The sequence below is a fragment of the Cellulomonas sp. IC4_254 genome, assembly GCF_011603975.1.
Classification (GTDB): Bacteria; Actinomycetota; Actinomycetes; order Actinomycetales; family Cellulomonadaceae; genus Cellulomonas.
In genome coordinates this window covers 21,416-33,376 of record NZ_JAANNB010000018.1, presented here as the reverse complement: position 1 = coordinate 33,376, position 11,961 = coordinate 21,416, and the positions used below count along the sequence as shown (strand labels likewise).

General features: G+C 70.0%; 10 protein-coding genes. 6 read left to right on the top strand and 4 right to left on the bottom strand.

Annotated elements, in window-relative coordinates:
* Positions 1–550, top strand: a 550-nt coding sequence (locus G6556_RS03550) for a hypothetical protein (protein WP_166938666.1), incomplete at its 5' end; no start/stop codon positions are given.
* Positions 551–609: 59 nt separating this feature from the next.
* Here G6556_RS03550 and G6556_RS03545 read toward each other — a convergent pair.
* Positions 610–1,641 carry a hypothetical protein gene (locus tag G6556_RS03545; protein WP_166938665.1) on the bottom strand — a complete coding sequence of 344 codons (1,032 nt, stop codon included), beginning with the start codon at positions 1,639–1,641 and terminating at the stop codon, positions 610–612.
* Positions 1,642–2,086: 445 nt separating this feature from the next.
* Here G6556_RS03545 and G6556_RS03540 point away from each other — a divergent pair, with 445 nt between their 5' ends.
* A complete protein-coding gene (locus G6556_RS03540; protein ID WP_166938663.1) occupies positions 2,087–2,974 on the top strand; it encodes a hypothetical protein in 888 nt (295 codons plus the stop codon).
* Between the two features lie 90 nt (positions 2,975–3,064).
* Here the strand turns inward: G6556_RS03540 and G6556_RS03535 are convergent, their stop codons facing one another.
* Positions 3,065–3,463 (bottom strand): SseB family protein, encoded by a 399-nt coding sequence (locus tag G6556_RS03535; RefSeq protein ID WP_166938661.1) that lies wholly within the window; start codon positions 3,461–3,463, stop codon positions 3,065–3,067.
* A gap of 374 nt (positions 3,464–3,837) precedes the next feature.
* Between G6556_RS03535 and G6556_RS03530 the strand changes: the two genes are divergently transcribed.
* Positions 3,838–4,383, top strand: a complete 546-nt coding sequence (locus tag G6556_RS03530) for an SMI1/KNR4 family protein (RefSeq protein WP_166938659.1) — start codon at positions 3,838–3,840, stop codon at positions 4,381–4,383.
* Positions 4,384–4,409: 26 nt separating this feature from the next.
* Here the strand turns inward: G6556_RS03530 and G6556_RS03525 are convergent, their stop codons facing one another.
* Positions 4,410–5,033, bottom strand: a complete 624-nt coding sequence (locus tag G6556_RS03525) for a DUF47 family protein (RefSeq protein WP_166938657.1) — start codon at positions 5,031–5,033, stop codon at positions 4,410–4,412.
* The gene (locus G6556_RS19855) at positions 5,030–5,158 is read right to left on the bottom strand and encodes a hypothetical protein (protein WP_277344667.1); all 129 of its coding nucleotides are present in this window, start codon (positions 5,156–5,158) and stop codon (positions 5,030–5,032) included. Before G6556_RS19855 ends, G6556_RS03525 begins: the two co-directional genes overlap by 4 nt.
* A 372-nt stretch (positions 5,159–5,530) precedes the next feature.
* On the opposite strand from G6556_RS19855, the gene G6556_RS03520 reads away from it, so the two are divergent.
* Genes G6556_RS03520 through G6556_RS03510 form a run of 3 tightly spaced genes read left to right on the top strand, consistent with a single transcriptional unit; the run spans position 5,531 to position 11,958 of the window.
* Entirely contained in the window at positions 5,531–7,543 is a 2,013-nt protein-coding gene (locus tag G6556_RS03520) for a class I SAM-dependent DNA methyltransferase (RefSeq protein ID WP_166938655.1), read from the top strand.
* Complete coding sequence (locus G6556_RS03515) at positions 7,540–8,739, top strand: restriction endonuclease subunit S (protein WP_166938654.1); 1,200 nt, start codon at positions 7,540–7,542, stop codon at positions 8,737–8,739. The genes G6556_RS03520 and G6556_RS03515 overlap by 4 nt, the downstream gene beginning before the upstream one ends.
* Positions 8,740–8,742: 3 nt before the next feature.
* On the top strand, positions 8,743–11,958 hold the full coding sequence (locus G6556_RS03510) for a type I restriction endonuclease (RefSeq protein WP_166938652.1): 3,216 nt from the start codon (positions 8,743–8,745) through the stop codon (positions 11,956–11,958).
* Positions 11,959–11,961 lie beyond the last annotated feature (3 nt).

The following is an 11,961-nucleotide window of genomic DNA, read 5'->3' as shown; positions in this document are numbered from 1 at the left end:
CCCCGCCCACCTGCGCGTCCCGTCGGCGTCCGGAGACGTGTTCGCCGCGTGGTCGCTCCAGGAGCACGGCACCGTGACCTGGGGCGACGGCGTCCCGACGGTCACGATCCTCGACGTGGTCGGCCGCGAGCGCACGGGCGCGCCGCAGTCGACCACCGGGTTCGAGGCGTTCCCGTGGCACGGCTTCGCCCTCGCCGTCGGGACCGAGCGGGGCGTCGTGGACCAGCCGGCCCTGCGCCGTCCGCTGCTCGACCTGCCGCGCAGCCTCACGCGGGCGGGCAAGGTCGTCAGCGCCCGCGTCGGCAGCGGGGAGGAGCCGCCGCGGTCGCGCGCCGAGGCGGGCCGGGTCGCCTCGGGCGCCGGGTCGGGCACGGAGTGGACGATGGCGGCGACCGGTCGGCGCGGCGTGGTGTTCCGGCGCGACGGGTCGCCCGTCGTGACGCTGCGGCCGCGGCTGCGGTTCCGGCTGGAGCCCGGCGGGGATGCGCGGGACCTCGCGGTCGCCGTGGCGCTCGAGGCGACGGTGTCGTCGCACGTGTTCGTGCTCTGAACTGGGCAGGCACCGGTGCACCGGTGCACCGGTGGCTCGGAGGCCGTCGCCACCGCCCCCTACCCGTGACGTCGTGAGCGGTCGACGGCGATCACCGGCTCGAGCGCGGTCCACGCGGCCGTGCGCGCCGCCGCTCGACCGTCACCGGGTGCCCAGTCCTGCCACGATCCGAAGCGCACGGCGGAGCCTCCTCCGGGCAGCCGCCGCTCGTGGGCGCCCGGGAGCGGGTCGGGAAGCCGGGTGCGGACAGCCGGCGCGAGGATCTGCCACGGGTAGGCGGCGGTCACGACGTCGACGAGCGGGCCCAGCGGCACCGGCGGCGGCCGGTCGTCCGTCGCGATCGGGCCGTCGGCGTACGGCAGGGCGTACCCCGACCGGATGGTGTCCTTCAGGTCGGCACCGGCCCACATCAGGGCATCCGCCCGCCGCTCGCAGAGCTCGATCAGGGGATCGAGCCCCGCGGCGACAGCAGCGACGGTCTGCTCCCCCGGCAGCCAGGCCGCCGACAGTCGTGCGTGCAGGACCGCCTCCAGCCTCAGGTATCGGTCGCCGTCCGGGGTCCGCCTCGCGAGCTCGACCGATCCGCCGGCGCCGAGCACGGCCGCAACCGCCACCATCAGGTCGGCACCGTCGAGGTCGATCTCGAAAGGCCCCCCGAATCCGACGACGCCTGCGGCGACACGCTCGCCCGCGCCTCCGGTCAGCCAGGCGAAGCCGATGTCCAGGATCGCGGCCCAGGACTCGCGCTCACGGGCCGTAAACGGGAAGTCGCGTTGCCGCGCGTTCGCCACCACGTGGCCCGCCAAGGTCTCGCGGTGCAGCAGCGCGAGGAACGGGGAATCCGCCATGCGCGTCGGCGCGTCGATGCGTGCCTCGGCCCGGGCCTCGTCCCAGGCCGCGGTCAGGAGCGCGGGCAGCGCCCGGCGACCCCGTGACGGGACACCGTCGAGGTCGACAGCGAGAAGGAACCCGCCCGGCACCGCGACGGGCTCGGCGACGAAGGACGGGCCGCGCCCTTCGCCGTCGCCGACGTCGCTGTCGTTCAGCGCGTACAGGCGACGCCGGGTCGCGCCGAGCGCGTCACGGGTCACGGGGGTGTCGTCCGCCGTGATCGAGAGCGTGACGGCGCCGCCTGCGCGGAGGAGTGCGCGGGCGGCGGGGGTGATCACGGCGCTCACACCGGCGAGCGAACCAGAGGCGGCGGTCCCGCGGTGCGCTTGCCGGCGGACACCACCCGTCCGGCGCAGCCACCAGCGACGAGACCGTCGGCGTGGGCCCTCGCGACAGGTCGATCATCGCGACTGCTCGATCGCCGCCGTGCGGTGGCCCGGCAGCGATACCGTCCGACCCGTGACCGAACGCCCGAGACCGTCGACCGGTGCACCTCGCTGGCACGCAGCGATGGTGGTGGAGCCGCTCTCTCCCTCCGCGGGCCCGGTGGCCGCCCTCATCCGGGCGGACGGTCGTCACTGGGCCTGGGTCCCCGAGTCGGGCCAGCTCCGTGCGCTCCCCCGGTTGGGCAGCGGGTCGGATGCGGTGGCTCCGCTCGTCGTCGAGGGCGGCGCTGCGGTGCTGATCGAGGTCGAAGGGCTGCATCCGGACGACGGCACGCCGATGCTCGAGAGGCGGTTCAGCGAGGGCATCGTCCGACTCGACCTGTCCGATCTCTCGACCTCGCGACTCCCGTTCGAGCCACGCGGCGGGTGGGAGTGGCGCCGAGAGCTCGCGGTGTCGCCGGACGGAGCGCTGGTCGCGGTCGCGGAGCAGTGGCGGCCCGACGAGTTCTACGACATCAGCCGGCAGTTCGGCCCCAGCCAGTTCCTGGAGCGGGTCAACGCGACCGCCGGCATCCCCAGGTGGTTCGCCCTGCACCTCGTCGACGTCCGCGCCGGTACGTCCACCGCGATCCTCACGCAGCCCACGGCGATGATGTTGTCCTCAGATGATCGCTCGGTGCACTGGGCGCCGGACGGTTCGCTGGTGGCACTGTCGCTGGCAACTGCGGACCCCTCTGCCCCTGTCGTCCTGCTGCTGGACCCGAGCACCGGCGACCTGCGGCACACCATCGACGGGGCACGGCTGGTCGGGTCCTTCGCGTGGCACCCCGACAGCGGACGGCTGCTGCTCGATCGCCGTGGCCGGATCGTCGAGCACCGGCTGGACACCGGTGCCGAGCGCCCGCTCCCTCCGTTGCCCGGCGCGGGCTCCGAGACGAGGAGGCCTCAGCCGCCGGGGAACGGCCACCACCGGGTGCTCGGCTACGCCGACGAGGAGCGGCTCTTCACGGTGACCCACCGCGCGACGACGATGACGCTCACGCGGCTCGTCCCCGGGTCGGACCACGTCGAACCGGTCGCCCGGTGGTCGGGGTCGACCGACATGTACCCGCGCCTCACCGCCATGCCCCGGGAGTTCTGGGGCTGACCGGGTGGTCTCGACCCGGTCCGACTGTCATGACCTACGAGATGGGCCGACGGATCGTCCGCTGCTGCTCGAGGGTGAGGGGCGCACCAGTCATCGGTCAGGCGCAGCGTTCCGGGCGCTCTGGGCGACCGCCTGCACGGCGTCGGGGAACAGCTCGAACCCGACCTCGTGACCCGGGTTCACCACGAGCCCGTGTCCGCCGGGCATGCGCAGCACCAGGTCGCGCCCGGTCATGGTCAACGCGAACCGGGCCTGGTGCGACACCTTCGCCGTGAGCTCGAGCGAGGTGAACACCGCCAGCATCGGGGTCTCCCCGCGGTCGAACAGCACCGGGACGAAGCCCTCGAAGTTCGATCCCACCGCGCCGCCGCTCGGCACGATGAGCTCGGAGCGCAGCAGGGCTCCGACGATGTCGACGGCCTCGCCCTGCATCCCGCGCCTGTTCAATGACCCCAGCTCTGATCCGGTCAGCCCGGCATCGTGCGTCACGCGTCTCCCCTGCGTCTGTCCGACTCGGTCTCGGTGCGACGCCCGTTCGCGCCGGGAAACGGCCCGACTCGCTCGTCCGGGTCGCCGATCACGGCCCCCGCGCCGAGAGGGCCTGGTGCGGCAGGTCCGCTGTCACGAGGGCCTCCCGGGTGGGCAATCACTTTCGCCCATCTCGCACATCGCGCTGCACCGGCTGTTACTTTCGCGCACGGAGCCGAAGCGGGGGACGCGTTGAGCAGCGAGAACGGGGACGTACCAGCTCATCTGCTCGACGCGCAGGCCCAGAGGTTCCCGCTGGGGTCCACGCCGACGATCTTCGAGGGGCGCCTGCCCGACTGGACCCTCGTCCGCGGCAGCTGGGATTGGAGCCCGCAATGACGCAGACCCTCTCGTGGGCCGTCCTGGTGGGCGAGATGCTGGCGCGGAGACTGGCGATCTCGCAGATCGCGCCAGCCATGTTCCCCGAGACGCTTCCCGGTGTGCGCGCGACCGAGGCCGATCTCGCCGAGGCACGCGTACGCCTCGGTTTCGAGCTCGATGCCCAGCACGAGTCCGTGCTGCGGGAGGGGAACGGGTGGGCTGACGTCTTCGCGTACGGGGACATCCTCGCCACGTCGGATCTGGGCGCCGGGCCGCGCTGGAAGCGGGCTGACGCGCTGCTCGCCGCCTTCTACGAGGACGGCCCCGCCACCGGCTTCCCGCCGCGCGAGAACGTCTACCCGATCCACGTGGCCGACAACGCCGTGTTCGTGATCGACAGGTCCGGTCCCGTCACCGACGGCGGGCAGCCGGTGTTCTGGCTCTCCGGCGAGCTCCTCGGGGAGTGGCCCAGCGTCTACGAGTATTGGCTCGCGGGCCTGACGATGCTGGAGCGCTTGGCTGCTCGTGTCGCGGCGGACGCGCGCGAGGGCCGGGTCTAGCCGGCGCACCGACTGGCTCTCGCGCCTCACGTCCCCCGCTTGATCGCCGCAGTAGCAAGGTGGTCCGCCGCCTCCGACAGCCGCAACCCCACGATGTCCAGCCGCCGCAGCACCTCCCGCCGCCGCAGCGTCTCCGACGTCAGCGGCTCCGCCAGCAACCGCGCCATCGCCTCCTGGTACCGCGTCCGCACCGGCGCCTTCTTGGCCGCGAGCGACGCCACCGACACCCTCCCGACGTCGCGCCGGAGCCACCCGGTCGCCGCCCGCAGCGCCCGCACCCCGGCCCGGATCTCCTCGAGCACCGACACCCACCCCGGCGCCGGGCGCACCCGGTACAGGTCCACCTCCCGCACGAAGTCCCGGAGGTTGTCGAGCACGTCGTCGATCGCCCGCGAGTACGTGAACAGGTCTTCCCTGTCGAGGTACGAGGTGAGCGCGCGGGTCAGCGACCCCACGACGTGCGCCCGCCAGGCGTCGCCCTGGTGCTCGACCGCCGCCACCTCCTCCCGTGCGGCCGCCGGCGCCAACGACCCCCGCGCCAGCCGCAGCGCCACGTCGCACGCCTCCTCCGTCGCGCGCAGCTGCCCGACCAGACCGTCGACCAGGTCGTCCCGCGCCGCACCCGAGATGCCGCGCGCCAGCCGCCTCATCCGGCGGCGCGCCCGACGACCCACGCGACGCAGCTCGCCACCACCACGCTCGCGGGCACCGTCAGCACCCAGGCCAGCGCGACCCGTCCGGCGTACTCCCATCGGACCTTCCCTCCCTCGTGCAAGCCCGGCGCCCACGAGGGAGCCGGAGAGCGACTGCGCCGTCCCCCCGGGGCTGCCGACCCCGGAGCTGGCGAGCATGACGACGGCCGTTCGACGCGGGTGCGGGAGCGGCTGGACGGGCAGCGGCGGTCGGCCGTGGAGTGGCGCGACCAGTTGCGGAACCACTCCTGGCTGAAGGCGGGAGTGATGGACGCGCCGGGGTGGGTCATGTGCTGACCCCGGAGCCAACCACTTACCGCCGCAGGCCCCCCATCGGCACGCAGATGCGCAACTCCGCCATTTGAGTCGGTGCTCGCCGATAGCATGGGCACGTTCAGGATCGCCGGTCTCGCCGGCAACTCCCGCGCCGACCCAGATCCGGAGAATCACCAGCGGTGTCAGTCCTTTCCAGTTTCGTGTGGAGCGTCGCCGACACGCTGCGCGGCCCCTACGCCGAGGCCGAGTACGGCTCGGTGATCCTGCCGTTCACGGTGCTGCGCCGCCTGGAGTGCGTGATGGATCCGCACCGCGAGGCGATGGCCGAGATCGTCGTGCAGTACTCAGGCGAGCAGCAGCGCCGGACGCACCTGAAGATCGCCACCCGCAGCGAGGAGAGCGCCGGACTGTCGTTCTGGACGACCAGCGCCTACACGCTGAAGAAGGCGCTGCAGGACCCCGACAACCTCGCCGAAAACCTCATCGACTACGTCGGCGGCTTCTCCGCAAACCTCGACGTGTTCAAGTCCTTCGGCTTCGAGAACGTGATCCGCACGCTCGACGAGCGCGACCGGCTCGCGCAGGTCGCCCGCCACTTTGAGGGCATCGACCTGTCGCCCGACGCCGTCTCGAACGCCGACATGGGCGACCTGTTCGAGAACCTCATCTACCGGTTCGCCGAGTCCGCCAACGACGGTGCCGGCCAGTTCTACACGCCCCGCGACGTCATCAGGCTCCTGGTCGATCTGGTCTACGCCGAGGACACCGAGGCTCTGCGCGACCGCGGCACTGTGAGGTCGATCTACGACCCCACGGTCGGTACCGGCGGCATGCTCACCGTCGCAGACGAGCACCTGCACGGGCTGAACCCCGACGCGTCAACGGCGCTGTTCGGGCAGGAGATCAACCCGCGCACCTACGCCATCTGCAAGGCCGACCTCCTCATCAAGGGCCAAGATCCCTCGAACGTCCGGCAGGGCGACACCCTGGTGGTCGACCGCTTCGAGGACCGGCGCTTCGACTACGTGCTCTCCAATCCGCCGTTCGGCACGGACTGGAAGGCCGTCGAGTCTGACGTGAAGAACGAGCACGCCCGCGGAGGACAGGGCCGCTTCTCGCCGGGCCTGCCGGCCGTCGGCGATGCCGCGATGCTGTTCCTGCTGCACGTCGCGTCGAAGATGCGCGACGTCGACGACAGCGGCCGCGGAGGCAAGGCCGGCATCGTCCTCAACGGCTCGCCGCTGTTCAACGGCGGAGCAGGCTCCGGCCCTTCCGACATCCGCGGCCACATGCTCGAGAACGACCTGGTCGAGGCCATCGTCGCCCTGCCGAACGACATGTTCTACAACACCGGCATCGCCACCTACCTGTGGATCCTGTCGAACGCGAAGCCAGTCGAGCGCGAAGGCAGAGTGCAGCTGATCGACGCCACCGGGCTGGGGTCGAAGCTGCGGAAGTCCATCGGCTCCAAGCGTGTCGAGATCGCGGAGAAGGGCCGCGAGGCGATCGTCCGCGCCTTCGCCGGGACTGAGGGCGAGGACGAGGACGACGCGATCAGGGTGCCTGTGAGGGTGTTCGACAACCTTGATTTCGCCTACTGGACCGTCACGGTCGAGCGCCCGCTGCAGCTGCGGTTCGAGTGCACGCCGGAGACGATCAGCGCCGCGGCCGCACACAAGACGCTCGGCAAGATCGCGGGACTGACTGAAGCGCTCGAGTCCTTCGGCGACGACCCGTACCTGAACCGGGAGAAGTTCAACCGGGAGCTCGGTAGGCACCTCGGCGCCCAGGGGCTCCGACTGACCACCGCTCAGCGCAAGACCTTGTGGCAGACCATAGGAGTCCACGACGAGGCCGCCGACATCTGCGTCTACGTCTCGGGTGCGAACAAGGGCGAGCCCGAGCCTGACGCCTCGCTCCGCGACACCGAGAACGTGCCGTTCGGCTGGGGCGGGCATCCAAAGGCGCACGAGGCGCTCGCAGAAACGGTGCAGGCGTACTTCGACGCCGAGGTGAGGCCGCACGTCGACGACGCCTGGGTCGACTGGTCGAAGACAAAGACCGGCTACGAAATCCCGTTCACGCGCCACTTCTACGCGTACGAGCCGCCCAGACCGCTCGGCGAAATCGACGCCGACCTCGAGCGGGTCGTCGGAGAGATCATGACGCTGTTGCGCGAGGTGGAAGGATGACAGCCGTTCAGCTTGGGGCCCGCGCGACGCAGAGGGTCGACAGTCGGTGGTTGACCGAAGTTCCCGCCGACTGGTCGATCACGAGGCTCCGGTTCATCTGCGACGTCGCAACGGGCTCAGGAGACACCCAGGACGCCGAGCCGGAGGGCGGGTACGACTTCTACGTCCGATCGTCCAATCCGCTCCGAAGCACAGAATTCACTTTCGACACCGAGGCCGTCCTCACCGCCGGAGATGGCGCGGTCGGCGAGGTGTTCCACCACGTCCGCGGCAAGTTCCATGCGCACCAGCGCGTGTACGTGCTCTCGAACTTCCGCGATGTGCTGCCGCGGTACTTTTTCTACTACTTCTCGTCCTTCTTCCGGCTCATGGCTCAGGACGGCTCTGCGCGGACGACGGTGGATTCAGTGCGCCGATGGATGCTCACGGACATGCCGTTCGTGCTCCCGAACCCGGACGAGCAGCGCGCCATCGCCGCCTACCTGGATCGCGAGACCGCTCAGATCGACGCGCTCGTCGCAAAGCAGGAGGAGTTCATCGGACTTCTTCGAGAGCGCCGCGACACCATCGCCGACGCTGAGTTCCAGCGGACTGAGGGCCGCCGCCCGGCGACTGTTCGCCAGACCCTCATACCCCTCGAGCGGACGTCCGTTCCGGGATCGGGCGTCGTGACTGCCTATCGCGACGGCGTCGTCACGCTGCGCGCCAACCGCCGAGCCGACGGGTACACGATGTCGGAGGCCGAGGCGGGCTACCAGGGCGTCATGCCTGGAGACATCGTGTTCCACGCCCTCGACGGCTTCGCCGGCGCAGTCGGCATCTCAGACAGCGAGGGCCAGTGCTCACCGGTGTATCACGTGTGTTCGCCCCGGTACGACGACGACGCCGAATACCTCGCGCTCCTCATCCGGTATATGGGCACCTCGGGCTTCCTCGCCACCCAGGCCCCGAGCACGAGACAACGGAGCGTCGACTTCCGGAACTGGGCAACTTTCGCGCGAGTCCCGTTGGTTCTCCCACCCGTGGAGCACCAGAAGTCGTTCGTCGCCAAGTACCGCCAGGAGACCACCCAGATCGACGCCCTGATCGCAAAGGCCGGGAAGCACATCGCCCTCGCGAAGGAGCGCCGCTCGGCGCTGATCACGGCGGCGGTGACGGGGCAGATCGACGTCCGCACGGCACGGAAGGCGAGCTAAACCATGGCGGCACCCGACGGCACCCGCGAGGAGGCGTTCGAGCGCGAGATCGCCGAGCACCTCGCCGCGAACGGCTGGGAGTACAGCGAGACCGACGAGGGCTACGACGCCGAGCGGGCGATCTGGCCCGAGGACGTGCACTGGTGGCTGACCGAGACGCAGCCCGACGAGTACGCGAAGGTCGTCCGCGTCGGCACGGGCGCTGAAGCCGCGGACCGAGAGGCACTGCTGTCCTCGCTCGTGTCGCGCCTGGACACGCCGATCGGCTCGGGCGGCGGCACGCTAAACGTGCTGCGCCGGAAGTTCTCCCACACCCGCGGGGCGACCGCGCACCTCCGTATGTGCCAGTTCAGGCCGGCCACGACGCAGAACCCGACGACCACCGAGCACTACCGGAAGGTGCGATTGCGGGTCGTCCGCCAGGTCCGCTTTTCGCCGAAGCGCGGGGACACCCGCTCCATCGACCTGGTGCTCTTCATCAACGGTCTGCCAGTAGCGACCATCGAGCTGAAGTCGTTTTTCAAGCAGGAGTGGCGCACCGCCGTCAGCCAGTACCGGAACGACCGGAACCCGGCGGGGCAGCCGCTGCTGGGCTTCGGCACCCGCGCCTTGGTCCACTTCGCCGTCGACGACGACCAGGTCCACATGACCACGAAGCTGGCGGGGAAGAAGACCTACTTCCTGCCGTTCAACCGCGGCCACGAGGACACCGGCGCTGCCGGCAACCCGCCGAACCCGGACGGGGCCGCCACGTCCTACCTATGGGAACAGGTCCTGCAGAGCGACAACTGGCTTGCCATCCTCGGCTCGCAGATGTTCCTCAAGACCGAGGCCGACGAGGACCCCGTCACCGGGAGGATCAAGCGGTCTACGACACTGGTGTTCCCGAGATACCACCAGTGGCGCGCGGTGAAGAAGCTCGTCGAGACGATCGCCGAGGAGAGCCCGGGCAGGCGCTACCTCATCGAGCACTCTGCCGGGTCGGGCAAGACCAACACCATCGCGTGGACCGCCCACCGGCTAGCCCGCCTCCACGATGCAGCCAACGAGAAGACCTTCGACAAGGTCCTGATCGTCTCCGACCGCCGCGTTCTCGATGCCCAGTTGCAGCAGGCCGTCGAGCAGGTCGACGACACTGTCGGCACCGTCGCCGTCATCGACTCCGCGGCAGTGCGGCGCTCCGGCGGTTCGAAGTCACGGGCGCTGCTGGACGCCCTCACGGGTTCGGCGCTGATCATCGTCGTCACGATCCAGACGTTCCCATACGTCAAGGGGCTCCTGGAGACAACGCTGGGCGACAAGAATTTCGCCGTGATCGTGGACGAGGCGCACACCTCGCAGTCCGGCAAGACGGCCGCCGACCTGAAGAAAGTGCTGACGGAGGGCGGCCAGCTCGCCACCGACGAGGTGGTCGATTCGCAGGATGTCGTGAACGAGATCCTAGAGGCCGACGATGCGCGCGAGGCGCAGATCGCCGCAGAGACGGCGGCGCGGGCCGGTGCTCGTAATGTGTCGCTGCTGGCCTTCACGGCCACGCCGAAGGTCAAGACGAAGATGCTGTTTGGCCGCCCAGCCGACGACGGGAAGCCGGTGTCGTTCGACGTCTACCCGATGCGGCAGGCGATCGAGGAGGGCTTCATCCTTGACGTGCTGCGCGGCTACCAGACGTACAGGACGGCATTCGAAATTCAGCAGCGCGGCGAGGACGGCGTCCTGACGGACATCGTCGACGACGGTGCCCGCCTCGTGGACCCGAAGGTCGCGACGCGCAAGATCATGCGGTTCGCGAAGCTGCACCCAGCGAACATCGGCCAGAAGGTCGAGATCATCGTCGAGCACTTCCGCGCCAATGTCGCCCGGCTCCTCGATGGCCACGCCAAGGCGATGGTCGTCACCGACTCCCGGCAGGCCGCGGCCCGGTACAAGGTAGAGGTCGACAAGTACCTCGCACAGAAAGGCTACGGCTACCAGTCGATCGTCGCGTTCTCCGACAAGATCAGCGACGACGAGTACGGGCTGACCGACGTCACAGAGGCGTCGATGAACCCAGGGGTCGGATCCGACCTCGCCAAGGAGTTCCGCCGTCCCGAGTACCGGCTGATGCTCGTCGCCGACAAGTTCCAGACGGGCTTCGACCAGCCACTGCTGTGCGCGATGTACGTCGACAAGAGACTCCCGGACGTGCACGCCGTGCAGACGCTGTCGCGGCTCAACCGCACCTACCGAGCGCCGTCGGGAGAAGCGAAGGACCGCACCTTCGTGCTCGACTTCGTCAACGACCCCGCCGAGATCCGAGAGGCGTTCCTGACCTACTACCTCGAGGCCCACGTCGAGACCGAGACTGACCCGAACCTGGTGCACCGGCTCGCGACGAAGCTGGCCCAGGCGAGGATCTACGCGCCGGACGACGTCGAGCGTTACGCGGAGGCGTGGTGGAGGCCGACCCAGTCCCACGCCGCACTGGCGGCGGCCGTGACGCCGGCACGCCACGAGTTCGCGAGCAGGTGGGCCGAGGCGACGAAGGACCAGGACAGCCAGGCGCTCGACGAGCTACGCACCTTCCGCAAGGACTGCGGCTCCTACGTGCGGCTGTACGACTTCATGTCGCAGGTGGTCGACTATGGCACGAGCGAGCTCGAGAAGCTGGCCGAGTTCTTGCGCCAGCTGGTGCGGCTGCTCCCGTCCGCCGACCGGGGCGCTGACGCCGACGTCTCGGGTCTCGAGCTGCGCCGCGTACGCCAGATCGACCAGGGCAGGGCCGACATCGGCCTCTCTGGCGACCAGGACACACCCAGGCTTCCCGGCATCACCGGCGTCGGGTCCGGGGTCTCCCGACCGGACCCGCAGCAGGAGTTGCTGTCCGAGGTTGTCGCCCGGATCAACTCGCTCTTCGGCGCGGAGTTCGCCGACCCCCAGATCGAGGGCTTCGTCATCGCCGCGGCCGGCTTGGCCGAGGAAGACCAGCGCATCGCTGACCAGATCGACCACAACGCCGTCGACCAGTTCCTCGCCTCGCCCGAGCTCCGCGAGACGCTGACCGACGCCGCGGTGCTGAACGAGGGGGCGTTCGGTAAGCTCACCGGCGCGTTGACCGGGGAGGACGAACGCGCGGACGAGTTCATCCGCCTCATCGGCCAGTACCTGTATCAGTCGCGCCGTATGCGGATGACGGACAAGACAGATCTCGATGACGCCGATGCCTCCGATTCGGGCGAGTAGGCC